The 25,000-nt window shown below is 72.3% G+C and carries 21 protein-coding genes and 1 pseudogene; 11 read left to right on the top strand and 11 right to left on the bottom strand.

The features are described 5' to 3' along the window. Positions 1-4: 4 nt before the first annotated feature. The 6 genes from P2Q00_RS07125 to P2Q00_RS07150 form a co-directional block, all read right to left on the bottom strand. On the bottom strand, positions 5-532 hold the full coding sequence (locus P2Q00_RS07125) for an SMI1/KNR4 family protein (RefSeq protein ID WP_275770608.1): 528 nt from the start codon (positions 530-532) through the stop codon (positions 5-7). Between the two features lie 254 nt (positions 533-786). Beyond that, positions 787-1,743, bottom strand: a complete 957-nt coding sequence (locus tag P2Q00_RS07130; protein WP_275770610.1) for a pseudouridine-5'-phosphate glycosidase — start codon at positions 1,741-1,743, stop codon at positions 787-789. Positions 1,744-1,818: 75 nt separating this feature from the next. Further along, complete coding sequence (locus P2Q00_RS07135; RefSeq protein WP_275770612.1) at positions 1,819-3,006, bottom strand: carbohydrate kinase; 1,188 nt, start codon at positions 3,004-3,006, stop codon at positions 1,819-1,821. Positions 3,007-3,047: 41 nt separating this feature from the next. Then, positions 3,048-3,503, bottom strand: coding sequence for an RpiB/LacA/LacB family sugar-phosphate isomerase (locus P2Q00_RS07140; protein ID WP_275770614.1), 456 nt, complete (start codon positions 3,501-3,503; stop codon positions 3,048-3,050). Positions 3,504-3,568: 65 nt separating this feature from the next. Then, positions 3,569-4,810 (bottom strand): ROK family protein, encoded by a 1,242-nt coding sequence (locus P2Q00_RS07145; RefSeq protein ID WP_275770616.1) that lies wholly within the window; start codon positions 4,808-4,810, stop codon positions 3,569-3,571. 36 nt (positions 4,811-4,846) lie between these two features. Beyond that, positions 4,847-5,494 carry an alpha-ketoglutarate-dependent dioxygenase AlkB family protein gene (locus P2Q00_RS07150; RefSeq protein WP_275770617.1) on the bottom strand — a complete coding sequence of 216 codons (648 nt, stop codon included), beginning with the start codon at positions 5,492-5,494 and terminating at the stop codon, positions 4,847-4,849. An 81-nt stretch (positions 5,495-5,575) separates the two neighbouring features. Between P2Q00_RS07150 and P2Q00_RS07155 the strand changes: the two genes are divergently transcribed. After that, positions 5,576-6,709 carry a methyltransferase gene (locus P2Q00_RS07155; protein ID WP_439145899.1) on the top strand — a complete coding sequence of 378 codons (1,134 nt, stop codon included), beginning with the start codon at positions 5,576-5,578 and terminating at the stop codon, positions 6,707-6,709. Here the strand turns inward: P2Q00_RS07155 and P2Q00_RS07160 are convergent, their stop codons facing one another. After that, complete coding sequence (locus P2Q00_RS07160) at positions 6,710-7,570, bottom strand: class II fructose-bisphosphate aldolase (protein ID WP_275770621.1); 861 nt, start codon at positions 7,568-7,570, stop codon at positions 6,710-6,712. Between the two features lie 41 nt (positions 7,571-7,611). Then, entirely contained in the window at positions 7,612-8,493 is an 882-nt protein-coding gene (locus P2Q00_RS07165) for an SIS domain-containing protein (RefSeq protein ID WP_275770623.1), read from the bottom strand. 152 nt (positions 8,494-8,645) lie between these two features. Here P2Q00_RS07165 and P2Q00_RS07170 point away from each other — a divergent pair, with 152 nt between their 5' ends. The 5 genes from P2Q00_RS07170 (at position 8,646) to P2Q00_RS07190 (ending at position 14,472) form a co-directional block, all read left to right on the top strand. Further along, entirely contained in the window at positions 8,646-9,425 is a 780-nt protein-coding gene (locus P2Q00_RS07170; RefSeq protein ID WP_275770625.1) for a DeoR/GlpR family DNA-binding transcription regulator, read from the top strand. Between the two features lie 100 nt (positions 9,426-9,525). Next, complete coding sequence (locus P2Q00_RS07175) at positions 9,526-11,367, top strand: glycoside hydrolase family 15 protein (RefSeq protein ID WP_275770627.1); 1,842 nt, start codon at positions 9,526-9,528, stop codon at positions 11,365-11,367. A 142-nt stretch (positions 11,368-11,509) separates the two neighbouring features. After that, positions 11,510-12,163: a hypothetical protein gene (locus tag P2Q00_RS07180; RefSeq protein WP_275770628.1), complete on the top strand. Its 654-nt coding sequence runs from the start codon at positions 11,510-11,512 to the stop codon at positions 12,161-12,163. Between the two features lie 82 nt (positions 12,164-12,245). Next, on the top strand, positions 12,246-13,760 hold the full coding sequence (locus P2Q00_RS07185; RefSeq protein WP_275770629.1) for an amidohydrolase: 1,515 nt from the start codon (positions 12,246-12,248) through the stop codon (positions 13,758-13,760). Positions 13,761-13,875: 115 nt separating this feature from the next. Then, complete coding sequence (locus P2Q00_RS07190) at positions 13,876-14,472, top strand: AMIN-like domain-containing (lipo)protein (RefSeq protein ID WP_439145897.1); 597 nt, start codon at positions 13,876-13,878, stop codon at positions 14,470-14,472. A gap of 33 nt (positions 14,473-14,505) precedes the next feature. On the opposite strand, the pseudogene P2Q00_RS07195 reads toward P2Q00_RS07190, so the two are convergent. The 3 genes and pseudogenes from P2Q00_RS07195 to P2Q00_RS07205 all read right to left on the bottom strand — a co-directional run. After that, positions 14,506-14,704 (bottom strand): annotated as a pseudogene (locus tag P2Q00_RS07195) (alpha/beta hydrolase); the annotation flags it as partial. A 324-nt stretch (positions 14,705-15,028) separates the two neighbouring features. Next, positions 15,029-16,012 (bottom strand): S1C family serine protease, encoded by a 984-nt coding sequence (locus P2Q00_RS07200; RefSeq protein WP_275770632.1) that lies wholly within the window; start codon positions 16,010-16,012, stop codon positions 15,029-15,031. 135 nt (positions 16,013-16,147) lie between these two features. Next, on the bottom strand, positions 16,148-17,263 hold the full coding sequence (locus P2Q00_RS07205) for a GNAT family N-acetyltransferase (RefSeq protein WP_275770633.1): 1,116 nt from the start codon (positions 17,261-17,263) through the stop codon (positions 16,148-16,150). 455 nt (positions 17,264-17,718) lie between these two features. Between P2Q00_RS07205 and P2Q00_RS07210 the strand changes: the two genes are divergently transcribed. From P2Q00_RS07210 to P2Q00_RS07230, 5 genes are all read left to right on the top strand, one after another. Further along, the gene (locus P2Q00_RS07210; RefSeq protein ID WP_275770635.1) at positions 17,719-18,786 is read left to right on the top strand and encodes a glycerophosphodiester phosphodiesterase family protein; all 1,068 of its coding nucleotides are present in this window, start codon (positions 17,719-17,721) and stop codon (positions 18,784-18,786) included. 551 nt (positions 18,787-19,337) lie between these two features. Further along, positions 19,338-19,841, top strand: a complete 504-nt coding sequence (locus P2Q00_RS07215) for a SigE family RNA polymerase sigma factor (RefSeq protein WP_275770637.1) — start codon at positions 19,338-19,340, stop codon at positions 19,839-19,841. Beyond that, positions 19,834-20,361 carry a hypothetical protein gene (locus tag P2Q00_RS07220; RefSeq protein ID WP_275770639.1) on the top strand — a complete coding sequence of 176 codons (528 nt, stop codon included), beginning with the start codon at positions 19,834-19,836 and terminating at the stop codon, positions 20,359-20,361. The genes P2Q00_RS07215 and P2Q00_RS07220 overlap by 8 nt, the downstream gene beginning before the upstream one ends. A 14-nt stretch (positions 20,362-20,375) precedes the next feature. Further along, positions 20,376-21,821, top strand: a complete 1,446-nt coding sequence (locus tag P2Q00_RS07225) for a DUF2079 domain-containing protein (protein ID WP_439145898.1) — start codon at positions 20,376-20,378, stop codon at positions 21,819-21,821. A 141-nt stretch (positions 21,822-21,962) separates the two neighbouring features. Then, on the top strand, positions 21,963-24,860 hold the full coding sequence (locus P2Q00_RS07230; RefSeq protein ID WP_275770642.1) for an AAA family ATPase: 2,898 nt from the start codon (positions 21,963-21,965) through the stop codon (positions 24,858-24,860). Positions 24,861-25,000: the final 140 nt, after the last annotated feature.

The following is a 25,000-nucleotide window of genomic DNA, read 5'->3' on the forward strand; positions in this document are numbered from 1 at the left end:
CGCGTCAGCGACAGAGCTCGTCCAAGTCCTGGGAGAAGGCGGGGAACTCGGCCTGCGCGCCGGTGACGATCTCCCGGGCGGCTCGGCGCGGAGTGCTCGCGTACTGCTCGGCGATCTCGGTCAGGGCCGGGTTCGGGCGTCCCTCGTACCGCCCGAACTCCACGATCTCCAGCGGCCCCACGCCGTCCGCCAGGACCCACAGGAAGTCCGACAGGTTCGCCGCCACCACACCGCGCTCGCCCTCCGAGCCCAGGAACACCACGGGCTGCTCGGCGAGAGGCAGACCCGGCCGCACGCACCAGAAGGCGGCCAGACCGCCGGTGCCGTCCTGCCCGAAGACCCGGTAGACGCCGCCGTCGAGCTCGTGGTTGCCCGTCCAGTGGCGGATCCAGTCCGTGGTCTCCTCGGCGGAGTCGAAGGCGTCGTACGGCTCGAAGTCGACGCCCCCGTCCTCGTCGTAGTCGAACTCCACCCGGGCCAGGTCGGCCAGGGCGGGCGGAAAGCGGCGGTCCTCGCCGGTCGTCTCGATCATGCCCGCAGGCTAGCCGCCGCCACTGACAACGGCCCTGGCCGTCCGCAGTTTCGCCGCCGTGGCCAGGGCCTCGTGCACGGGGTGGGTGTCGAAGGCCGTCAACAGGGCCGGGTCCGCCGGGTGTTCGGCGGACGGGTAGGCGATCTGCTCGACGCTGAACTTCGGGCGGACGAGCCTCGACTGTCATGTCAGCGGATCTGCGGCGGCCGCTGGTGGCGGCGCTGTGGAGCCTGTGAGACTCCGCGGGAGTGGTCTCAGGCGAGCTTGGCGTACTCGACGGCGATCCGTGCTCCGAGTCGGGCGTTGTTCTTCACCAGCGCGATGTTGGTGCGCAGGCTCTCGCCGCCGGTGAGCTCGACGATCCGGCCGAGGAGGTATGGGGTGGTGTCCTTGCCGGTGATGCCGGCCTTGTCCATCTCGGCGAGGGCCTGGGCGATGACGCCGTCCATGCGCTCGGCCGGGACCTCCTCGGCCTCCGGCACGGGGTTGGCGATGCTGAGGCCGCCGGGGATGCCGAGGTCCCAGCGGGCGTGCATCACGGCGGCGATCTCGGCCGGCGAGTCCACGCGCATGGGCGAGGTGAAGCCGCTGCGGCGGGAGTAGAACGCCGGGAACTCGTCGGTGCCGTAGGTCAGGACCGGCACGCCGAGGGTCTCCAGGGTCTCCAGGGTCAGGCCGATGTCGAGGATGCTCTTGACGCCCGCGCTGATCACCGCGACGCCGGTCGCGGCCAGTTCGGTGAGGTCGGCGCTGATGTCGAACGTCGTGGGCGCGCCGCGGTGCACGCCGCCGATGCCGCCGGTGACGAAGGTACGGATGCCGGCCAGCGCGGCCAGCCGCATGGTCGCCGCGACGGTCGTCGCGCCGTGGGCGCCGCGCGCGACGACGTATGCGAGGTCGCGGACGCTGGCCTTGGTGACGTCCGGGGCGGTCGCGAGGAGCTCCAGGTCCGCGGGCGTCAGGCCGATGCAGGGTTTGCCGTGCAGAACGGCGATCGTCGCGGGGACGGCACCGCCGTCGCGGATGATCTGCTCGACCTCCACGGCCATCTCCACGTTCTGCGGGTACGGCATGCCGTGGCTGATGATCGTCGACTCCAGCGCCACGACGGGACGCCCGTCGCGCAGCGCCTCACGGACCTCGTCGGTCAGCACGAGGCTCGGATGCGGGACGGGGGTCGCGGGGGTCGGGGCGGGGGTGGGCGTGGTCATCTCTGGCTCCGGATCGGGTTGTTCAGGCGTTCAGGCGTTCAGGGGTCGGGGTTCTGTCGGCCGGGGGTCGGTCGGTCAGGCCAGTGCGTCGTTCGGGGCGCTCACGTCGTCCTGTTCGTCTACGTCGTTCGGGCCGATCCGTTCCGTCCGGCCGTTCGGGCCGCTCAGCACGTCCTCGACCAGACGCGGGGTCAGGTCGGGGCGCACCGTCGCCGGGCTCTCGACCGTCAGGGCCGCGGCCGCGTGCCCGTAGCGGGCGGCGTCCACCGGGTCGCCGCCGGCCAGCAGGGCGTGGACGAACGCGGCGAGCATGGCGTCCCCGGCGCCGGTGACGTCGGCGACCTCGGCGGACGGCGCGGCCAGGAATGTCGCGTCCTCGTCCGAGGTGCTCAGCACGCTGCCGCGCGCGCCGAGCCGTACCCAGACGTGGCGCACTCCGCGGGCGTGCAGCGTGCCGGCGGCGGCCGTCACCGCGGACTCGCTGTCGCCGATGTGGTGGCCGAGGAGGGCGCACAGTTCGTCGAGGTTCGGGGTCAGTGCGAAGACCGGGCGGCGGGCGGTGAGCAGCGGCGCGAGCAGGGCCGCCTTGGGGGCGCTGACCGGGTCGATCACCACCGGTACGGCGGCGGGCTGCGCGACGTCCATCGCGTGGGCCAGCACCGACGCCGGCAGATTGCCGTCCAGGACCAGCATGTCGGCGTGGGCGATCAGCTCGCGGGCGGGGTGCAGGTCTTCGGGCGCCAGTGCTTCGGTGGCCGCCATGTCGGCGACCGCCACGACCAGGTCCCCGTCGGCGTCGAGGACCGCCGTGTACGTCCCCGTCGGGTGTGCGCTGCGGTGCACGTGGTCGAGGCGCACCCCGGCCGCCGCGGTCTCCGCGAGGAGCCGCTCGCCCGCCGGGTCGCGGCCGACGGCGGCGATCAGGTGTGTCGGGGTGCCCAGCCGCGCCAGGTTCTCCGCGATGTTGCGGCCCACGCCGCCCGCGGTGGTCCCGGCCCGCCCCGGATTGCTGGTCCGCTGCCGTACGGGCGCGAGGCTGCGCACCTTCACGTCGACGTTGGCGCCGCCGACGACGACGACCGCGTTCTCCTCGCGGAGGATGTAGCCGCGGCCGAGGATGGCGCCTTTCTTGCCCAGGTTGGACAGGTGCACGTTCACCGCTGCCCGGGTGCTGCCGAGGGCGTCGGCGATCGCCTGCGGCCCTGCAAGGGGGTCGCGGCGCAGCAGCGCGATGATCTCGCGCTCCCGCTGGGTCAACATCATACTGACCAAGCTAAAGCGCCTTTATCGATGTAAGCAAGGGGTCAGCCGGTGCTTCTGCCGGCGTCGAGCCGTCCCACCCGCTCGACGTTCGCCCGGTCCTCGGCGTCCTCGCTGGCTTCGGCGGCGAACCAGGCGTCGAGGATCTCCTTGAGCAGCGGCTCGGAGGTCAGTCGCAGGCTGAGCGCCAGCACATTGGCGTCGTTCCAGCGGCGGGCGCCGTCCGCCGTGTACGCGTCGGTGCACAGGGCCGCCCGTACGCCGGGCACCTTGTTCGCGGCGATGGATGCGCCCGTGCCGGTCCAGCAGCACACGACCGCCTGGTCCGCGCTCCCCGCGGCGACGTCGCGCGCCGCGGCCTCCGAGCACGCGGCCCACTGAGGGTCGTCCCCGGAGCTCAGCGCCCCGTGGGGCACGACCTCGTGGCCGCGCCTGCCCAGTTCCGCGACGAGGGAGCGCGCCACGGGTTCGTCCATGTCGGAGGAGACGGAGATCCGCATGTCCCGGAGCCTAACGCCGCGGGGCTCACGCCCCCAGTGCACGGGTGAGCAGGTCTGAGTGAGGGCTACGGCGCCAGCGCCCCGAGCGGATCGTCCAGCACCGGCTGCCACGCCAACTCGGCAGCTCCGACCAGGCTGTTGTGGTCGAGGGTGCAGGCCAGGATGGGGACGCCGCCGCTCTGCCCCCACAGGCTGCGGTCGGCGACGACCGCGCGCAGGCGCTCGGGGTCGGCGTCGAGGAGGGTGCGGTGCAGGCCGCCGAGGATGATGCGGTCGGGGTTGAGGATGTTGACCAGGCCCGCGAGGCCGAGGCCGAGGCGGTCGATGAGGGCCTCGGTGGCGGTGCGGATGGACGGGTCGTCGTAGTGATTGCTGATCAGGTCGATGGCCTGCTGGAGGAGGGAGACCTCGGGGCCGGGGTCGCGGCCGGCCGCCGTGAGCAGGGCCAGCGGGTCGGCCTCGACGTCGAGGCAGCCGCGGCTGCCGCAGTGGCAGGGGCGGCCCTCGGGGTTGACGGTGAGGTGGCCGACCTCCAGGGCCAGGCCCGAACTGCCCGTGTGGAGGCGGCCGTCGAGCACCAGGGCGCCGCCCACGCCCCGGTGGCCGGTGGCCACGCACAGCAGGTCCCGGGAGCCGCGGCCCGCGCCGTGCCGGTGCTCGGCGAGGGCGGCGAGGTTGACGTCGTTGCCTGCGAAGGCGGGTCCGGTGAGGCCGGCCTCGCGCACGCATTCCGCGAAGATCCGCCGGACCGGCGCGCCCGCGGGCCAGGCCAGGTGCAGGGGGTTGAGGGCGAGCCCGTCCGGTTCGGCGACCGCGGACGGTACGGCGAGTCCGGCGCCGACGCAGCGCCGTCCCGTCGAGCGCAGCAGTTCGGCGCCCGCTTCCACGACCGAGCCGAGGACCTTCGCCGGGTCGGCGTCGACGGTCTCGCAGCCGGGCGCGGTGGCGACGATCCGGCCGCCCAGTCCGACCAGCGCGGCCCGGAACCCGTCGGCGTGCACCTGCGCCGCGAGGACGACCGGGCCGTCGTCGGCGACCGCGAGCCGGTGCGAGGGCCGGCCCTGCGAGCCGGCCGCCGCGCCGGGCCGCGCATCGACGCGGATCAGCCCGAGCGCCTCCAGTTCGGCGGCGACCGCACCGGCCGTGGCCCGCGTGACGCCGAGTTCGGCGGTGAGCACGGCCCGGGTGGGTGCGCGTCCGGTGTGCACGAGCTCCAACGCGGGCCCGAGCGCACCGCGCCCCCGGTCCAACCGCGTTCTCGAGGTGGTCCCTTCCCCCGTCGGCCGGGGGTCCGCGTTGCCGCTCATGAGGGCGAGTCTCCCATGATCCGCAGTTACGTCGAGCTACAGGCCGCTGACCCGAAGCGTGATGTTCAGACGTCCGGACAGCCCCAACTCCGGGGGCGCGGTGCCCGCGTAGACGCGCGGCACCCCGTGGTAGGCGAGCCGCGACGGCCCGCCGAACACGAAGAGATCGCCGCTGCGCAGCTCGACGTCCGTGTACGGCTTGGCCCGGGTCCCGGTGTTCCCGAAGCGGAAGACGCAGGTGTCGCCGAGGCTCAGCGACACCACTGGCGCGTCCGCCTTCTCGTCGCTGTCGCGGTGCATGCCCATGCGGGCGTCCGCGTCGTAGAAGTTGATCAGTGCGATGTCGTACGAGTACGAGTGCGTCGGCGTCCCCAGGGCATCGGTGACCGCCTGTCGCCCCAGCTCGTCGAGCCACCCGGGAAACGGCTTCACCGGAGCACCGTCACCGTCGACGACCGTGCGGGCGTAGCCGTACGGATACCAGTGCCGGCCCAGGCAGACCTGCCGGGCGGTCATCGTGCCGCCGCCGGGTGTGCGGACCGTGCGCAGCCCGGCCGGAGGTCGGGCCCAGGCGCGGCAGGCCTCCAGCAGTTCCCGTTGCTGCACCGTGTCCAGCCAGTCCGGCACATGCACCGCGCCCGGCGCGACCTCCGTACGCGCTCGGGGAAACAGCTCGGCTTCCATGGTCTCCATCCTGCCCGAAGCGCCCGGCCGACCGGGTCTGAGCTGCGGCTCGGCTAGCCTTGACGCACGATGAACGACCGTATGACGACGCCGTGGGGCGAGCTCGCGCTGGCCCGTTTCCCCGAGGACCCGCGCGAGAGGCTGCGTGCCTGGGACGCCTCCGACGAGTACCTGCTGAGGCACCTCGCGGCCGAGAAGGTCCCGCTGTCCGGCACGGTCGTGGTTCTCGGCGACCGCTGGGGCGCCCTGGTCACCGCGCTCGCGGCGCACGGGCCCGTGCAGATCACCGACTCGTTCCTCGCGCAGGAGGCGACCCGGGCGAACCTGGACCGGGCCGGCGTCGAGACCGGTGCCGTACGGCTGCTCACCACCCAGGATCCGCCGCCCGAGCGCGTCGACGTCCTGCTGGTCAGGGTGCCGAAGAGTCTTGCGCTGCTGGAGGACCAGCTGCTCCGGCTGGCGCCCGCGGTGCACGAGGGGACGGTCGTCGTCGGCACCGGGATGGTCAAGGAGATCCACACCTCGACGCTGCAGCTGTTCGAGCGGATCCTGGGGCCGACCAGGACCTCCCTGGCCGAGCGGAAGGCCCGGCTGATCTTCTGCACGCCCGATGCGTCGCCGGGGCGAGCCGCGAACCCGTGGCCGTACAGCTATGCGCTGCCCGACGGCATCGGCTCGGTCTCGGGGCGCACCGTGGTCAACCACGCGGGCGTGTTCTGCGCCGACCGCCTCGACATCGGCACCCGCTTCTTCCTGCAGCATCTGCCCACCGCGCTCGGCGCCCGGCGGGTGGTGGACCTGGGCTGCGGCAACGGGGTGGTCGGTACGGCGGTGGCGGTGGCCGATCCGGCGGCCGAGGTGCTGTTCGTGGACGAGTCGTTCCAGGCCGTGGCCTCGGCGGAGGCGACGTACAAGGCGAACGGGGTGCCGGGGCACGCGGAGTTCCGGGTCGGGGACGGGCTGGCGGGGGTGCCGGACGGGAGTGTCGACCTCGTGCTGAGCAATCCGCCGTTCCACTCGCACCAGGCGACGACCGACATGACGGCGTGGCGGATGTTCACCGGGGCGCGGCGTGTGCTGCGTCCCGGCGGCGAGATGTGGGTGGTCGGCAACCGGCATCTGGGGTACCACGTGAAGTTGCGCAAGGTGTTCGGCAACAGTCAACTGGTCGCCGGAGACCCGAAGTTCGTGGTGCTGAAGGCGGTCAAGAAGTGATCAGGCGGCGCGTCGGCCGACAGTGCGAATAATTCCGGTCACCGCCCGCACCATCGCCTCCCTTCCCACACTCAGGTACTTGCGCGAGTCGACCGCCTCGGGGTGGGCGGCCAGGAAGTCACGGATGGCGCCCGTCATGGCGATGTTGAGGGCGGTGCCGACGTTCACCTTGGCGATGCCGCCCGCGACCGCCGCGGTGAGCTCGTCGTCCGGTAGGCCCGAGGAGCCGTGCAGGACGAGGGGCACGTCCAGGGCGGCGGAGAGCCGTTTGAGGAGCTCGTGGTCGAGCGTGGCGGTGCGGGTGGTCATGGCGTGTGTGCTGCCGATGGCGACGGCAAGGGCGTCCACGCCGGAGTCGGCGACGAACGTGCGCGCCTCGGCGGGATCGGTGCGGGCGCCGGGCGCGTGGGCGTCCAGCGGCGGCTCGCCCGCCTTGCCCGCGACCTGCCCCAACTCGGCCTCGATCCACAGCCCTTGGGCGTGCGCCCAGTCGACGGCGGCCCGGGTCGCGGCGAGGTTCTGCTCGTAGGGAAGACGAGCCGCGTCGTACATCACGGAGCTGAATCCGGCGTCCGCGGCCTGGCGCAGCAGGTCGTCGCTCTGGACGTGGTCGAGGTGCAACGCGACGGGAACGGAGGCGCGTTCGGCGGCGGCGACGGCCGCGCGGGCGAGCGGGAGCAGCCGTCCATAGCGGAACTTGACCGCGTTCTCGCTGACTTGGAGGACTACGGGGGCCTGCGCGACCTCGGCGCCGGCGACGACGGCCTCGACATGTTCCAGGGTGATGATGTTGAAGGCGGCGACGGCTGAGTGCTCGGCGGCGGCCCGGGTGACGAGGTGGCCGGTGGTGACGAGGGGCACGGCTTCTCCTTACCGAAGGGTCAAGGCTTCCTACCGAACGGTCAGGGCGCGAGGATCACCGAGCGGGTGAGGTGACGGGGCTGGTCCGGGTCGAATCCGCGGGCCGCGGCGACGGCGACCGCGAGGCGCTGGGCGCGGACCAGTTCGGCGAGCGGGTCGAGCGTGCCCGCGATCCACAACCCGCCGGTGGCGCGCACCTGTTCGGCCAGGCCCTCGGGGGCGTCGCCGAGCATCCAGGCCGCCGTGCCGTGGGTGGTGATGCTGATCGGGCCGTGCCGGTACTCCATCGCCGGGTAGGCCTCGGTCCAGGCGAGTGAGGCCTCGCGCATCTTCAGCCCGGCCTCGTTGGCCAGGCCCACCGTCCAGCCCCGGCCCAGGAAGGTGAACTGCGTGCAGGCGACGAGACCTTCGGGCAGCGGGGTCGCCAGGGCGGTGCGGGCGTCGGTGACGACAGTGTCGGTGTGCAGGCCCAGATGGGCACGGAGCAGGGTCAGCGCGGTCGTGGCGAACCGCGTCTGCACGACGGACCGTTCGTCCGCGTAGTCGAGCACGACGACATCGTCGGCGGCCGCCATGACCGGCGTGTCCGGGTCGGCGGTGATCGCCGTCGTCCGCGTATGTCCCCTCAACTTGCCGAGCAGGCCGAGGACTTCGGTGGTGGTGCCGGAGCGGGTCAGGGCCACGACACGGTCGTACGGGCGGCCGTACGGGAACTCGGAGGCGGCGAAGGCGTCCGTCTCGCCCTGCCCGGCGCCCTCGCGCAGTGCGGCCGCCGCCTGCGCCATGAAGTACGAGGTGCCGCACCCGACGATGGCGACCCGCTCGCCCGGCGCCGGGAGCACCCCGCGGTACCGGTCCGCCTGCGATGCGGCCCGTATCCAGCACTCGGGCTGGCTGGTCAGCTCGTCCTCGACATGGGTCATGCCGGACCCCTCCCCTGGTGTGATCCCCTGGCCTACTGCGCGCCGTTTGATTGTTCCTGCAAGATACAGCGCGCTTTCGAGCAGAATCAAGCATTCGAGCGCAGAGGGGGTGCGCTAGGGTCGCCGGGAGATCGAGGAACGGAGGGTGGGTCATGTCGCGGGACGCCCGCTGGAAGGCGCTACTGGAGCTGCTCGTCGAGCGCGGCCGGCTGGACGTCGAGGAGGCGGCCGCCGAGCTGGAGGTCTCGGCCGCGACGATCCGGCGCGACTTCGACCAGCTCGCCGAGCAGCAGATGCTCGTGCGCACCCGGGGCGGCGCCGTCGTGCACGGGGTGTCGTACGAGCTGCCGCTGCGCTACAAGACGGCCCGGCACGCCTCCGAGAAGCAGCGGATCGCGAAGGCGGTGGCCGACCTCGTCGCGCCCGGCGAGGCAGTGGGGCTGACCGGCGGCACCACCACCACCGAGGTGGCGCGCGCCCTGGCCGTGCGCAGTGATCTCGCCTCCGGTTCCCCCGCGCTCACCATCGTCACGAACGCGCTCAACATCGCCAACGAGCTTGCCGTGCGCCCCCAGTTCAAGATCGTGGTGACCGGCGGGGTGGCGCGCCCGCAGTCGTACGAGCTCATCGGGCCGCTCGCGGACGGTGTGCTCGGGCAGATCACCCTCGATGTGGCCGTGCTCGGTGTCGTCGCGTTCGACGTCACGCACGGCGCCGCCGCGCACGACGAGGCGGAGGCCGCGATCAACCGGCTGCTGTGCGAGCGGGCCGAGCGGGTGATCGTCGCCGCGGACTCCAGCAAGCTGGGCCGGCGGGCGTTCGCGCGGATCTGCTCGGCCGAGTCGGTGGACACCCTGGTCACGGACGCGGCGGCGAGCGCGGAGACGGTGCGCGGCTTCGAGGAGGCGGGGATCGCGGTCGTGGCGGTCTGACTCACGACAGTGCGGCTCGGCCGCCGCGATCCACACGCCCGGGTGGCTGATTCCGCCTAGGCTGGGAGCGCGGGATGCGTGTCGGGGCAGGGAGGCTGCGATGGGCTCAGAAGCGATCGACCGGGACGTCCGGGGGGACGCTCCCCGGTATCTGCCGATCGCCGAGCACGGTCTGATCGGCGACCTGCGCAGCGTGGCCCTCGTGGGCACCGACGGCACCATCGACTGGTACTGCTGCCCGGCCTTCGACGCGCCGAGCGTCTTCGCGGCGATCCTGGACGCGGACCGCGGCGGATCCTTCGAACTGGCCGCGTCCGTCCCGGCGAAGACGAAGCAGTTCTACTTCCCCGACACCAACGTCCTGATCACCCGGTTCTTCACCGAGGACGGCGTCGGAGAGGTGCAGGACTTCATGCCGCTCAACGGCGGCGCCGTCGAGACCGAGCGGCACCGGCTGATCCGGCGGGTGGTGTGCGTGCGCGGCTCCATCCCGTTCCGTACCCGGGTCGCCCCGCGCTTCGACTACGGCGCCCGGCCGCACACCGTGCGCCTGGCCGGCGAGGTTGCGGTGTTCGAGTCCGAGGGGTTGTCGCTGGCGCTGACGGCGACCGTGCCGCTGGAGGCCGACGGGCAGGACGCGCGCGCCGACTTCAAGCTCTCCGAGGGCGAGACGGCCGTCTTCGCGCTGGACCAGGTCGGCGGCGAAGTGGAGCCGCGCCGCTGCGCGAAGCTGGAGGCGGAGGAGCAGTTCGGCACGACGGTGGCGTACTGGCGGCGCTGGCTGTCCGCCTCCAAGTACCGTGGCCGCTGGCGGGAGATGGTGCACCGCTCCGCCCTCACCCTGAAGCTACTCACCTACGCGCCCACCGGCGCGATCGTGGCCGCGCCGACCACGAGCCTGCCCGAGCAGCTGGGCGGCGAACGCAACTGGGACTACCGGTACGTGTGGGTCCGCGACGCCGCCTTCGCCGTGTACGCGCTGCTGAGGCTCGGCTTCACCGAAGAGGCCGAGGCGTTCATGAAGTTCCTCACCCGGCACGTCAGTCCGAGCGCCGACGGGCAGTCCGCGCCCCTGCAGATCATGTACGGCATCGACGGCCGCACCGACCTCACCGAGTTCGAACTCGACCATCTGGAAGGACATCGGGGCTCCGCACCGGTACGGATCGGCAATGCGGCCGCCGACCAGCTCCAGCTGGACATCTACGGCGCCCTCATCGACTCGATCTATCTCTACGACAAGTGGGCCAAGCCCATCTCCAGCGCCCAGTGGGACGACGTGTGCGCACTGGTGGACTGGGTGTGCGAGCACTGGGACCAGCCCGACGAGGGGATCTGGGAGACCCGCGGTGGCCGCAAGAACTTCCTCTACTCCCGCCTGATGTGCTGGGTGGCGATCGAGCGGGCCATCCGCATGGCCAACCGGCGCGGCCTGCCCGCCGATCTGCCGCGCTGGCGCGAGTGCCGCGACACGATCTACCGGCGGATCATGAAGCGGGGCTGGTCCGAGACCCGGCAGGCGTTCGTCCAGCACGAGGACGGCGACGACGTACTCGACGCGGCCGTCCTGATGATGCCGCTGACGAAGTTCATCGCCCCCACCGACCCCAAGTGGCTGTCCACCCTCGACGCCCTCACCCACGACCTGGTGTCCGACTCCCTCGTCTACCGCTACGACCCGATGGCCAGCCCCGACGGACTGCGCGGCGACGAAGGCACCTTCTCCATCTGCTCGTTCTGGTACGTCGAGGCCATGGTCCACGCAGGGCGCATCGACGAGGCACGTCTTGCCTTCGAGAAGATGCTCACCTACGCCAACCATCTGGGGCTGTACGCCGAGGAGATCAGCCACACCGGCGAGCAACAGGGCAACTTCCCGCAGGCGTTCACCCATCTCGCGCTCATCAGCGCGGCGTTCAACCTGGACCGGGCGCTGGGCTGAGGCCCCGACGGGAGGTGTCGGCAGCACCACCCCGCATCCGCCACTCAGGCCCAGGGACGAGAGGCCCCGCGGCCGGAAGGATTCATGACGTCGGACAAACGGACCGACTCGGAATCCACCTCACGGACTCGGGGGAACTCCCATGAACGAAACCTTCGCCAGGCGTCTGACCGGCGGAGCCGGCATCGCCGCCGCGGCCGCGCTCATCGTCGAAGTGCCCCTGTACTTCGTCTACTCGGGCTCGCCGCCGGACGCGAACGTGCTCACCAGGCTGCTCCTCGGGATCGTCGCCCTCGCGTGCCTGGTCGTGTTCGTGACAGCGTTCCGTGAACTGGTCAAGCACACGCGTCCCGACTACGAGTGGGCGGGCTCGATGGCCTTCGCCACCGGGCTGGTCTACGCGACCGTCACCCTGGTCTCCATGGGACTGGAGGCAGGCGCGGTCATCGCCACCGACCATCCGATCGATCCGACCATCACGGTCAACGGCACGTACATCCTCTACGGGTCGATCTCCCGGCTGATGCTCGGCCTCTTCCTCACCGCGGTCGGCTACACCGTCGCACGCACCGAACTGCTGCCGCGCTGGATCGGCCGCTCCGCCTACCTCCTCGCCGCAATCAACCTGGCCTTCGTGCCGTCCCTGTTCTTCGGCAACACACCCGCGCACTTCTACGCGGCGAACGGCTGGGGCACGACCGCGCTGATGGGGGCGATTCTCAGCTACTGGCTGCTGGCCGTGGGCATCTCCACCTACCGAAGCTCCACACGCCTGCGCAGTTCGATCGCCGCGTAGCCTGGGGAGCAGCTCACCAAGGGGGCGGGACAGCGACCAGCTGTCCCGCCCTGCCGTATGTGACCTCGTGACTGGAGCCCTGATGACGAGCCTCGACGGCATACCCGCCCCTTCGCCGGACGAACTCGGCACACCTGCGCTGACGCTCGCCCGGGTGCGATTGGGTGCGGGCGGGCCGCTGGGCAGCGTGCACATCGCCGATGGCAAGGTCGGCGCCGTCGCGAGGGAGGCGGACGACCACCCGGGCCCGGTGCTCGACATGGACGGGCGGACCGTACTGCCGGGCCTGTGGGACGCCCATGTGCATGCCGCACAGTGGGCCGGCAACCGTCACCGGGTGGATCTCTCCGGCCTGCACTCCGCGCGGGAGGTCGCCGAAGCCGTGCGACTGCACTCGGCCGGCCGGTCCGGGAGCGAGGTGCTGATGGGGCAGGGCTTCCGGGACGGATTGTGGCCGGACGTGCCCCACAAGGCGTTGCTCGACGCGGTGTGCCCGGACCGGCCGGTCGCGTTGATCAGCGCCGATCTGCATACCGCGTGGCTGAACTCGGCCTGTCTGGCGTCGGTCGGCCGGGGTGATCACCCGACGGGCCTGCTGCGCGAGCACGAGTGCTTCGAGGCGATGCAGGCGCTGCCCGAGGTGTCTGCCGAGGTCCTCGACCAGTGGGTGGCGGATGCCTGCCGGGATGCGGCCGCGCGGGGCGTGACGGGCGTCATCGACTTCCACTTCTCCGACAACCTCGCCGACTGGAGCCGACGGGCGGCGAGTTCGCCGCTCGCCGTGCGGGTACAGGCGGCCATCTATCCCCGGCACCTGGACGCAGCAGTCGAGCGCGGGCTCAGAACGGGTGACGTACTGCCCGGCACCGGGGGCCTGGTCCAGGTCGGCCCGCTCAAACTGTTCACGGACGGCTCCCTCAACACGCGCACCGCGCTGTGCTGCGACCCCTACCCCGGGCTCGAAGGCACACAGGAGGCGTACGGCATCGAGGAGACACCGTACGAGGAGCTGGTGCGCCTGATGCGGCATGCCGTCGGTCATGGCGTCCTGCCCGCCGTGCACGCGATCGGTGACCGGGCCAACACCCTCGCGCTCGACGCGTTCGCGGCCGTCGGCTGCCCGGGGCGCATCGAGCACGCCCAGCTACTGACGGCCGCCGATGTGCCGCGGTTCGCGGAGCTGGGCGTCACCGCGGGGGTGCAGCCCGCGCATGCCACCGACGACCGTGATGTCGCGGACCGGCACTGGGCCGGGCGCACCGGGCGCGCCTTCGCCTATGCCGACCTGCTGGCGTCCGGCGCCCGGCTGGAGTTCGGCTCCGACGCCCCCGTCTCACCGCTCGACCCATGGCTGGGCATCGCGGCGGCCGTGCACCGGACGGACGACGGGCGGCCCGCCTGGCATCCGGAGCAGCGGGTCCCGGTGGCGGTGGCACTCGCCGCGTCGGCGCAGGGACGTACGCGGCTCCGGGTGGGTGACGCGGCCGATCTGGTGGTCGTCGACGTGGATCCGCTGGAGGCGGACGCGCGCACGCTGCGGGAGATGCCGGTGCACGCCACCATGCTGGGCGGGCGCTGGACGTACGGCCCCCGCTGACGGCAGACGGGCCTCATCAGCAGACCCTCGAAGATAACCAGCCAGGAACCGCAACCTTTCAGCCATCCTGTATGTCTCATCAAATACCAGTACGAAACATGCTTCGGGGGACGTGATGAGACGAAGCAGATCAACACGCAACAGAACCGCATGGGCAGCGCTCGTGCTCCTGGGCACCGCAATGGGAGCGACCGCGATCCCGGCCGACGCCGCGCCGGCCACCACCGCCCAGACCGTCACCTGCCCCACCGGCTGGGGCAGCCTCGCCAAGACACGCGCAGCATCCACGACGACGCCGGTGAGGAATGTCCGGACCGGCCGCCACACCTGCTACGACCGGATGGTCATCGACATCCCCGGCGCGGGCCGGAGCAGCCTCGGCTACTCCGTCAGGTACGTCAGCCACCTCTACCAGGACGGATCGGGTCGACTCATACCCGTCGGCGGCGGCGCCGTCCTGGAGGTACGGGTGCATGCGCCCAGCTATGACCCCAACACCGGGGCACTCACCTATCCCGCCCGGGCGGGCCGTCCGCTGCCGGGCGTCGACCTCACCGGGTACCGCTCCTTCAGGGACACCCGGTTCGGCGGCAGTTTCGAGGGCGACACCCAGCTCGGACTCGGCGTCCGGGCCCGGCTGCCGTTCCGCGTGCTGCGGCTGGACGGCCACGTGATCGTGGACGTTGCCCACAGCTGGAACGGCACACCCTGACGCGCATCGGACGTCGAGAGAGGAGGCCGGACAGGGAAGGGTGATGGAGTACGCCTTGATCGCGTCCGCCGGCCAGATGGCGGACGCGTCGAGGGAGCCGCCCAGGAAACAGTGAAGGTTGCCCAGTGGGGGCTCCGTGGTGGGCTGCCAGGTGCTCCCAGGCAGTGTCCATGTTCCGGTAGCGGTTGAGGGCACCGATCAGGCCGGTCCGTTCGAACTCCCCGGCGTAGACGTGTTGGACGGCAAGCCCGGGCGCCGGGCCGCAAGCTCGCACGCCCCGTCCTGAGCGGGGGCGCGGGGCGGCGGGTCGGTGCGGGACGGCGGGCGCATTGCCGGGCCACGAGCCCGGGCGCCTCGGGCACCGGGTGCCTGGCCCCTGCCAGGCCGTGAGGCCAGGCATCTGACGACAAGCTCGCTGCCACGCGCCGAGGGCGGGCGCCGGGTGGCGGGCGCGTGCCGGACGGCGAGCCCGCGCGCCCCACAGCAAGCCGGCGCGCCCGACGACAGACCCGCGTCCCAGCCGGCAGGCGTCCGGCCGGGGCGCGGAGGCCGTCGCTCAGTCGTCCGCGACCAGCTCCACCGGTGTGGCGATGACGTCCACGAGGGCATCGCCGCGCAGGGCGGTCAGGGCGAGGGGCCGGCCTATGGCGTCCTCGAGCATCAGGCGCTGCAGTGTCTGGGCGCTGGTCACCGGTTCGCCGTGGGCGGTGAGGAGCAGGTCGCCGTCCCGCAGACCGGCCCGGGCGGCGGGGGAAGCGGGTACGACCTCGACGATCCGCAGACCGGTGGGCCGGCCGGTGCGGGCCCGCAGCGGTGGCGGCAGCGGAGCGGGGATGCCGGCGAGGCCGAGATAGGCGCGGCGGACTCTGCCCACGGAGAGCAGGGTCGCGATGATCTGCCGGCTGGTGCCGTTCACCGGGATGGCCAGGCCCAGGCCGACGTCGGCGATGGCGGTGTTGATGCCGACGACGGCGCCGTCGGCCGTGGCGAGTGCCCCGCCCGAGCTGCCGGGGTGGAGGGTGGCGTCGGTCTGGACGACGTCGTCGATGACGCGGGTCGCCCGGCCCGCGCTCGCCGGCAGCGACCGGCCCAGCGCGCTGACCACTCCGGCGGTGACGCTGCCGGTCAGCCCGAGCGGGTTGCCGACCGCCACGACCAGCTGCCCCACCCGCAGTGCGTCGGCCTCGCCGAGCCTGGCCGGGGGCGGGGTCGGTCCGTCGGCGCGTACCACTGCGAGATCGGAGAGCGGGTCGGCTCCGATGACGTGGAAGGGGGTGGTCGTGCCGTCGGCGAAGGAGGCCGTACCGGCGTCGGAGCGCCCGACGACATGGGCGTTGGTGAGCAGGAAGCCGTCGTCGGTGAAGACCACCGCGGAGCCGGTCCCCATGACGAATCGGCCTCTGGGGCGGCGGTGCGCGACGTTCAGTGCCGCCACCTTCGGTGTGAGTTCGGCGGCGACGGAGGTGATGATCTGCGAGTAGGAGTCGAGCGCGGCCTGCTCCTCACGGGAGCGGTCGGGCTCGGAAAGTGTCTCGGCCACGAGTCGACCTTTCCGCTGGCCCAAGGGCGTGCATTACATGCTTACACCCTTGCTTCGGCAGGCGGACCGGACTTCGCTGCGGGCTGACGCCAGGGCTGACCGGCCCGGCGCCGGAAGGTCCCCGCCGCGGTCTGTTCAGCGGGTGCGGGGCCTCGCGGTGCCGGAGTCCATCCGTCTGGATGTGCGCAGGGTGCCGACCGTCTTCAGCAGACGGTCGGCAGGTGCGCGCAGCTCGGGATGGGCGTTGACCGTGTTCCGCAGGCCCCGCACGGGTCTGCGCCACAGCCGGTGGGCCGCCGCGACCGGGTGGGGGCGGCTGGCGAACCCTTCCGCCACGCGCAGCTCGCGGGTCTTGAGCCAGTCCTTGTACTCCTTGTCGCCGCGCCCCAGGTCCATGAGCGTCACCCCGTGCCGGGCGGCCGCCTCGGCGGTGCGCAGATGCATCATCAGCCCGGGCGAGTAGTAGTGCAGGTCGGGGTCGTACGCGGTGAACCAGGCGGCCAGCACGGTGCGCGACCTGGGTCCGAAGTGCGCCGCCACCGGCCGGTCGCCGGCGTACAGCACGGACAGCACACCGGTGAAGTGCTCCTCGCGGACCTGGAAGAGATGGTCCACCAGGTCCACTATCCACGGCCGCGCGAAGCGGTCCATCCGTCCGGTCCTGCGGTACTGGGCGGACTTCCACTGCATGAGCCGGCGCAGCATCTGCGGATCGCGCTCGTCGAACTCGAACCGCACCTCGCCCGCGTCGCGCCCGAGACGGCGTTCCTTCTTCAGCGTCGTCTTGGCCAGCCCGGGGTACGCGCCGCGCAGCCACGGCGCATAGCCGCTCTCGTCGGGTTTCAGATCGACGACCGGGGAGGCGAACATCCCCGTGACGTGCCGACCGAACGGCTTCTGTTCCGCCACGAGATGGTCGAACTCGAAGATGGACAGCCCGCAGGCCTTCAGCAGGTCCTGGGCGTCCCAGGTGACTCCGGGGCGGTGCACCAGCGCCTGGCAGTCGGAGAGGCCCAGACCGATGGCCCGACCCACGCCGAAGGCGTTGCGCTCGTAGGGGAAGAAGCCGACCGGTGCCCCGCCCTCACGCAGGACGGCGACTCTTGTGCCGGTGCGGTATCTGCCGATGCCGAGCGCGAACTCCGGGGCCAGGAAGGGGTTGGCGTATTCGGGGGACTCGTCCATCGCCCCGTGCCACGCCGCACGCAGCGGGGCGCTCAGTTCGTCGACTCTGTGGATCGTGACGTCCACGTCAGATCAACCGCCCTTCAACGGGCTCCGCGAGGGACGACCCGACCGCGGCACAGGCCGGTAGAGCGTGTGGACCCCAGTTCATTGATCGCATCGGCGACCGCTCCCCCCGTGACGTCCCCCCGCGGCGCACTGTCCGCGTCCTACCACTTCTTTGAGTATCAGCCGATTCCACGCCGTGTACACGGTCGTTCCGCGGTTGATCCTCAGGTTCCGAAGTGTCCGCCGAGGATCAAACGTCGCGAAACAGTACGCATGTTGTCAAGAGTGCCAGCCGCAACAAAAGACCGCGAGATGCCGGACCCGGACTCCAGGCCGCCGGCCGCCCGCCGAACCGCCAGTCATGGCCGCGGCCGCACGCACATTTCACGCCGTCCTCATGTGCGGGCCGTTGAGCCGGGCCGGGGTCCGACTAGCGTCTTTCCGTGGCCCGAACCGACCCGAGTGAGGTTTCGATGTCCGCAAGACACACCCTCGCCGCTCTGGCGCTGGCTCCGGTGCTCGCCTTCCCGGCAGCGGCCCATGCGACGGCGTACGACGGCTCCCGCGTGCCGCCCCAAAAGACGCACTTCGACCTGCAGGCCCACCGCGGCGGCATCGGCATGACGACCGAGGAGTCCCTCGAAGGATTCGGCAAGGCAATGCGCCTCGGTGTGTCCACCCTGGAACTGGACACCCAGATCACCAAGGACGAGAAGGTGGTCGTCAACCACGACCGGCAGATCAGCTCGGTGAAGTGCCGCGACACGGCGCCCGTCACGCCGGGCGACCCGATGTACCCGTACGTCGGGAAGTACATCAAGGACCTGACGCTGGCCCAGATCAAGACCATGGACTGCGGTTACCAGCAGCTGCCCGGATTCCCCGAGCAGGAGGTGGTCAAGGGTTTCCGGATGGCCGAGCTGAAGGATGTCCTGAACCTGGTCAAGAGCTACCACGCCAGGCAGCTCAAGCTGAACATCGAGACCAAGGTCGAGGCGGGCGCCCCCGAACAGACGGCGCCGCGCGCGCTGTTCGTGCGCCGGGTCTACGAGGAGATCCACCGCTCGGGCATCGAGCGCCAGGTCACCATCGAGTCCTTCGACTGGGGCGCGCTGAAGGCGATGCACGAACTGGCCCCGAAGTGGCCCCTCGTCGCGCTCACGAACTACGACTTCCTCCAGGTCGGCCAACCCGGCGCCTCGCCGTGGCTCGGCGGGATCGACGCCGACGACTACGGCGGCGACTTCGTGAAGGCGGCCGCCACCATCCCCGGCGTCAGGGCCCTGTCCCCCAACTACGGCTTCCCGCAGAGCGGCAAGGTCGGCGACCCGGACTTCCGCTTCTACTCCGACCGGACGATGGTCGAGGAGGCACACGCCAGGGGCCTGAAGGTCATCCCGTGGACCTGCGACGATCCGGCGACGGTGGAGGCGCTGATGGACATGGGCGTCGACGGCATCATCACCAACTACCCCAACCACGTGCGGCAGATCATGGCCGACCGGGGCATGCCCCTGCCCAAGCCGTACGAGCCCCGCTGACGATCGGGGCACCACCGCGAATCCCTTCGCGGACCTGGCGGAGGCGGCGGAGGTCCCGGGCCGCCGAGCGGGGTCTGCGGATGCCGATGCGGGCCTGATCGCGGGGCGGGGCGCGCACGGGGACTTCGGACGGTCGTCCGCCGATCTCCTCGGCTGCGCCCCGGTGCGGGCCGACGGCCGGGTTGCCGTCGGCACCGCCGTGCTCGTCCTCGGCCTGGTCATGGCCGCGGTCGCCGCCGTGGGCGGACGGAGTCGGCCACCGTTGATCGTTTACGGTTTCAGCGTGATCGTCCTCCCTCTCGGCCGTCCTCCGCTGTGCCTGTCTCTTCGGCTCCTGGTACGGTGCCCGCACGCTCACGGCCTGGCGCTGTGCGATCCGAGCCGCGCCGACTGGTGATCGCCGTGCTTCTGCCGTCACCTGCGCTTCCCGGGCCGTGCCGCGACTCCTGGGCCGTATCGCGTGATGCGGAAAAAAATTCCGGTGCGCTGTCAACCGGGTCCCCGCCCCCAGGCGTACAGACCGTGCAAGGTGATCACCATCGGGGAGCCCCATGACCGTCGAGGAGTTCGAGGAGTTCTACGCGCACTCCCGGCAGTCCCTGGTCGGTCAGCTCTACCTGATGACCGGTGACCTCCATGAGGCGCAGGACGTGGTGCAGGAGGCGTTCGTGCGGGCCTGGACCAGGCGGGGGCGGCTCGAGCGGGACGCCGGGCCCGAGGCGTGGATCCGGACCGTCGCCTGGCGGCTCGCCGTGAGCAGGTGGCGCAGGCGGGGCCGCTCCCTGGAGGCCTGGCGGCGCCATGCGGGCGGTGGGACGGGCACTGCCGCGGGCCCCGATCCCGGCACGGTCGCCCTGGTGGCGGCGCTGCGGCAGCTGTCCGAACGACAGCGCCGTATCGCCGTCCTGCACTACGTCTGCGACCTCACCGTCGAGCAGGTCGCCGCCGAGACGGGCATCGCCACCGGCACGGTCAAGACCCATCTCTCCCGGGCCCGTGCCGCGCTCGCCCCCCAGCTGTCCGATGCCGCGTTCAAGGAGGACCACGGTGTCTGAGCCCACCGAGCCCCGCGAACGGGGACAGGACGTCGCGCTGGCCTCCGCCCTCAAGCGGGCCGCCGATGTGCACGGCCGGCTGGTGCCCGTGCCGGTGGCCCGTATCGAGGCCCTGGGCAGCCGTCGCAGGCGCCGGGTCCTGGCCACCGCCGCCGCGTGCGCGGTGTGCGTGCTGGGCGGGGCCGGCGCCCTGGCCGCCGTGCACCTCAGGCCGGATCCGCGGCCCGCCGCGCCGGTGGTCCCGCCCACGCCGACGCCCAGCCTGACGTCCTCGCCGTCCGTTCCCGCCTCGGCCTCCTCCGCGGTGCAGTCGCCCGCCGCCTCCGCTCCCACGATCAGCTCGACCCCCACGCGCCCGGCAGCGAGCAGCACCTCGGCCACCGCGACACGGCCCTCGGGGCGGGCGACGGGCACGCCGTCCGCACACGGCAGCGACAGCTCCGCCCCCGACGTCACCACCACCCCCACCGGCTCCGCGGACCAGTCCGCCGCCGTGGTCGTACCGAATCCCGGCTCCTAAGGACACCCCCCACTGTGCCCAACACCCAGCAGGACGCCCCCACTTCACTTCTCCCAGGGCCCCGGATACCGGCGCCGGTCACGCCTCCACCGCGTGACCGGCGCCCCCGTCCGCCTCACCGACGCGACCCCTGGCTCCTGGCGGCCGTCCTGTTCGCCGCGTACGCGATCCTGTCGATCAGCCGGTACCAGCATCTGGCGACCCGCTCCTGGGACCTGGGCATATTCGAGCAGGTGGTCCGCGCGTACGCCCATCTGCAGGCTCCGGTCGCCGATCTGAAGGGGCCGGGATTCAACATCCTGGGCGACCACTTCAGCCCGGTCCTGGCCCTCCTCGCCCCCGTCTACCGGCTCTTCCCCTCCCCGCTCACGCTGCTCGTGGCCCAGGCCGCCCTGTTCGCGCTGTCGGCCGTGCCGGTGACCCGCGCGGCCGCCGGGCTGCTGGGGCGACCGCGCGGGCTCGTCCTCGGGATCGCGTACGGACTGTCCTGGGGCCTGCAGCGGGCCGTCGACTTCGACTTCCACGAGATCTGCTTCGCCGTACCGCTGATCGCCTTCAGCCTGGAGGCGGTTGTGTTCCGCCGCTGGTGGCCCGCGCTGCTGTGGGCGCTGCCGCTGGTGCTGGTCAAGGAGGACCTGGGCCTGACGGTGGCGGCCATCGCGCTGGTCGTCGCCCTGCGCTCGCACCGCTCCTCCCCGCGCACCCTTCTGTACGCCCTCGCCGTGGCGGTCCTGGGCATCACCGCCACCCTCGTCACCCTCACCGTCGTCATACCCGCCTTCAACGCGGGCGGCGGCTACGCCTACTGGACCAAGGTCGACACCGGCTTCTCCCTCTTCGACGGCACGGGCACCAAACTCCGCACGCTGGCCTGGCTGTTGCTGCCGACCAGCGGTCTGCTCGCCCTGCGTTCACCGCTGCTCGCCGTGGCCCTGCCCACCCTGGGCTGGCGCTTCCTGTCCGCCGACGACCACTACTGGGGCACCGACTGGCACTACAGCGCGGTCCTGATGCCGGTCGTCGCACTGGCTCTCGTCGATGCGCTCGCCCGGTCGCGTGTGAGCTCCCGGCCCTGCCTGCGTTCGTACGCCCAGCACGTGCCCGCGGCCGTCGCGGGGGCCGCGCTGGCGCTCACGACCACGCTCCCGCTGTCCGCACTGGCGGAGTCCGTCACCTACGACACGCCCGAGGGTGTCCCCCGCATCGAACGCGCCCTGGACCGCATCCCGGACGACGCGACCGTCGAGGCCAACATAGGCCCCATCAGCCGCCTCACCTCCCGCTGCCGCGTCTTCTGGCTCGGCAGCACCCGGGGTGTCACCCCCGACTACATCGCCCTGAACAACTCCAGCAAGTTCGTCGGCGACGCCCAGGCGTACGCCAGCCAGCTCCACCCGAACGCCCGTTACACGATCGACGGCGCCGCCTACGGCTACGTCGTCCTCAGACGCACCTCGTGACCGGCAGGCGCGGGACCGCCGGAGCGCATTGACAACCGTGATCCGCGAAGGTTGTCATGTGCACATGCTGCGATGCCTTGGGACGAAGACCGCTGCTGCCGCCGGGGCAGAAGGCGTGCGGCTGCCGTGCGGAAACCGTCATTGACCGGGCGCCGCGCGCTGCTCGACGCCGCCCGGGCCGAGTTGGCGGTCCGTCCCGGAGTGCTCTTGCACGGTCCTGCGGGGATCGGCAAGTCCACACTCCTGGCTGCCCTGTTGGCGTCGTCGGCCGGGCAAGACCGGCCGGGCGGCACGGTGTTGCACTGCTCGCCCGCGCAGGAGGACGCCCGGCTCCCGTTCGCCGGGCTCGTCGACCTGTTCGCGCGGGTGCCGGAGAGCTGCCTTGAGGCCCTGGCGCCCCAGCCGCGGGCGGCGCTGAGGGCGGCGTTGCTGCGCGGTCCGGAACCGGTCGGCGGCCAGGCCCGTCTCGCGGTGCGCGTCGCCGTTCTCGAAGCGCTGCACATCCTCGCCGCCACCGGCCCCGTCCTGCTGGCCGTCGACGACCTGCAGTGGCTCGACGAGCCGAGCGCCGAGGTACTCGCCTTCGCCGTACGACGGGTCGGGGGCCTCGACATCCGGGTGGTGGCCGCCGAGCGGGTGGCCGAGGGCGAGCAGCCCGGACGGCTGCGCTGCTGCCCGCCGGGCACCGTCGAGCTCGCGGTGCCGCCCATGGCGGACGGCGAGGTGGCCCACCTCGTGCGCACGGCCATCGGTGCCGATCCGCCTCCGGCGGTACTGCGGGCGATCCAGCAAACCGCCGCCGGAAACCCGTCGTACGCACTGGAGTTGGGGCGGGCGGCCCCGCGCGAGGCAGGGTCCGTCGGCTTCGGCCTGGCCCTACCCGTACCCCCGAGACTGCGCACTCTGCTGCTGGGCCAGGTGCGTGCGCTGCCGGACGCAGCGCGGCACACCCTCCTCGTCGCCGGCACCGCCGCCCGCCCCAGTCTCACCGTGCTGCGTGCCGCCGGGCTCCCCGACCCCGCCGCGGACCTGGCGGAGGCCGAGCGGCTCGGTGTCGCGACCACCGACGCCGACGGAACCGTACATTTCGCTCATCCGCTGATCCGGGCCGCCGTCTGTGCCGACGCCGCCGAGTACAGCCGCCGGCAGGCGCACGCCCTGCTGGCCCGCGCGGTCACCGAGCCCGTGGAGCAGGCCCGCCACCTGGCCCTCGCGCACCCGTACGAGGACGAGGCCACCGCTCGCACGCTGCTGTCCGCCGCGGAGTCCGCCCGCCGCGACGGCGCACCCGAGGCCGCCTTCGAACTGGCCGGGCTCGCCGCCCGGCGCACTCCCGGCGGCCGCCCCGCGGACCGCGCCGACCGGCTGCTGGCCGCGGCCGAATACGCCTGCGACGCTGGGCAGTTGGAGGAGGCGGGGCAGGCGGCCGAGACCGTCCTCGCCGGGGCGGGCTCGGCACGGCAGCGGGTGCGGGCCCGGCTGATCCTGCTGCGCAACGCCGGGCAGGCACTGGGCGCAGCCCGTGACCTGATCGAGGAAGGCCTGCGCGACGCGGACGGTGACCCGGAGGCCGAGGCCTGGCTGCACCACTGGGCGGCCGTACGCGGCCTGCTGTGCGGGGAGTTGGCCGACGCGGCCCGGCACGCCCGGCACGCTGCGCGACAGGCGGAGCGGGCGGGCGATACGGACACCCGGATCGGGGCGCTCGCCACTCTCGCCCGGGTGCGGTCCCTCACCGGGGAACCGGTCGCCGCCGGCGCCGCGCTCGACGAGGCGCTCGCGCTGGTCGGCGGCGCCGGCGCGGGCCCGGAGAGCTGGGGGCTGATCCGGATGCGGGCCATCCTCGCCCTGGACTCCGACCAGGTCACCGAGGCCGGGCAGCAGGTCGGCGAACTCCTCGCGGACATCGGCGAGTTCGCCGGGGTCGAGGAGGTCATGGCGACCTTGGTGGCACTGACCCGTATCCAGGTGCGCGCCGGGGACTGCCGGGAAGCGCTGCGCACCGCGGCCCGCTGCTCGCGCGCCCTGGCCGAGACGGGCGTACAGGCGGCTCCGGCGCTGTATGCGGCGGCGCTCGCGGCGACCGCGGGTGGCACCGCCGACGAGGCCCGGCGGCTGGCCGGGCAGGCGGTAAGGGCCTCGGAGGCGGACGGCGACCGGTTGTTCCTGCTGCGCGCGCTGGCGGTGCTCGGGCAGGCCGAGCTGCTCGGCGGCGACCCGCGGGGAGCGGCGGCCGCGGTCGAGGCGCTGCACCGCGTCAAGGAGCTCGGCGAGGCGATGTGCGCCGCCGATCCGCCATTGCTGCACTGGTACGGCGACCTGGCCGAAGCCCTGGTGATCCTGGGCGAGACGGATGCCGCCGGGGCGGTGCTCGGCGAGGCCCGCACCCGGCTGTCGGGCGATACGCCCGGGAGCGTACTGGCGGCTCTGGATAGGGCCGAGGGGTTGCGTGAGGCGGGGCTCGGCCGGGCGAAGGAAGGGGCGGTACGGCTGCGTGCCGCGGTGGACCGCCTGCGCCAACTCCCCTTGCCCGTGGAGCTGATCCGCACCCTGATCGCCCTCGGCGCGGTCGAGCGCCGCTCACGCCGCAGGACCGCGGCACGAGCGGCCCTCGGCGAGGCGCTGCAGACCGCGACACGGATCGGCGCCGCACCGCTGGCGGCGCGGGCCGGGGACGAGCTGGCGCGGCTCGAAGCCGGGGACCGCAGCGGTGAGGCGGGCGCCGGCAGACCCGAACTCACCCCCACGGAAGCCAGGATCGCCGAACTGGTCGGCGGCGGGGCCACCAACCGGGAAGTCGCAGCGGAGCTCTTCATCAGCGTCAAAACGGTGGAGGGTGCCCTGTCACGCGTCTACCGCAAGGTCGGTGTCCGCTCGCGCACCGCGCTCGCCCATGCGATGGCGGTCGCCGTCATCGCATCCGGGGCGGCGGCCGTAAATCCCGGCGACGACGACCAAGTCAGGCCCACAGCACAGGCAGTGACGGTCAGTCAGCCCAGCCGGGTCCGGACTGCCCGCACGCTCGACACGCGTCGCTGACGTATCACGTGCCGCTGACGTGACCGCTGACGCGACATCCGCCGTTCACGTGACATCAGTTGTTAACACGTGAAGCAAGGGTTCCCCCGCTTATGCGGGTGGGGCTGATGTTCCTACGTTGAAGCCGTTCCGTTCCGTTC

Source organism: Streptomyces coacervatus (assembly GCF_029223485.1).
Taxonomy (GTDB): Bacteria; Actinomycetota; Actinomycetes; order Streptomycetales; family Streptomycetaceae; genus Streptomyces; species Streptomyces coacervatus.

Excerpts from the sequence above, each read along its gene's own strand:
- P2Q00_RS07180 (WP_275770628.1), top strand. The coding sequence starts at position 11,510 with ATGAACGAAACCTTCGCCAGGCGTCTGACCGGCGGAGCCGGCATCGCC.
- P2Q00_RS07165 (WP_275770623.1), bottom strand. The coding sequence starts at position 8,493 with ATGACCCATGTCGAGGACGAGCTGACCAGCCAGCCCGAGTGCTGGATA.
- P2Q00_RS07215 (WP_275770637.1), top strand. The coding sequence starts at position 19,338 with ATGACCGTCGAGGAGTTCGAGGAGTTCTACGCGCACTCCCGGCAGTCC.
- P2Q00_RS07125 (WP_275770608.1), bottom strand. The coding sequence starts at position 532 with ATGATCGAGACGACCGGCGAGGACCGCCGCTTTCCGCCCGCCCTGGCC.
- P2Q00_RS07140 (WP_275770614.1), bottom strand. The coding sequence starts at position 3,503 with ATGCGGATCTCCGTCTCCTCCGACATGGACGAACCCGTGGCGCGCTCC.
- P2Q00_RS07175 (WP_275770627.1), top strand. The coding sequence starts at position 9,526 with ATGGGCTCAGAAGCGATCGACCGGGACGTCCGGGGGGACGCTCCCCGG.
- P2Q00_RS07130 (WP_275770610.1), bottom strand. The coding sequence starts at position 1,743 with ATGACCACGCCCACCCCCGCCCCGACCCCCGCGACCCCCGTCCCGCAT.
- P2Q00_RS07145 (WP_275770616.1), bottom strand. The coding sequence starts at position 4,810 with ATGAGCGGCAACGCGGACCCCCGGCCGACGGGGGAAGGGACCACCTCG.
- P2Q00_RS07190 (WP_439145897.1), top strand. The coding sequence starts at position 13,876 with ATGAGACGAAGCAGATCAACACGCAACAGAACCGCATGGGCAGCGCTC.
- P2Q00_RS07170 (WP_275770625.1), top strand. The coding sequence starts at position 8,646 with ATGTCGCGGGACGCCCGCTGGAAGGCGCTACTGGAGCTGCTCGTCGAG.
- P2Q00_RS07155 (WP_439145899.1), top strand. The coding sequence starts at position 5,576 with ATGACGACGCCGTGGGGCGAGCTCGCGCTGGCCCGTTTCCCCGAGGAC.
- P2Q00_RS07135 (WP_275770612.1), bottom strand. The coding sequence starts at position 3,006 with ATGATGTTGACCCAGCGGGAGCGCGAGATCATCGCGCTGCTGCGCCGC.
- P2Q00_RS07210 (WP_275770635.1), top strand. The coding sequence starts at position 17,719 with ATGTCCGCAAGACACACCCTCGCCGCTCTGGCGCTGGCTCCGGTGCTC.
- P2Q00_RS07185 (WP_275770629.1), top strand. The coding sequence starts at position 12,246 with ATGACGAGCCTCGACGGCATACCCGCCCCTTCGCCGGACGAACTCGGC.
- P2Q00_RS07150 (WP_275770617.1), bottom strand. The coding sequence starts at position 5,494 with ATGGAAGCCGAGCTGTTTCCCCGAGCGCGTACGGAGGTCGCGCCGGGC.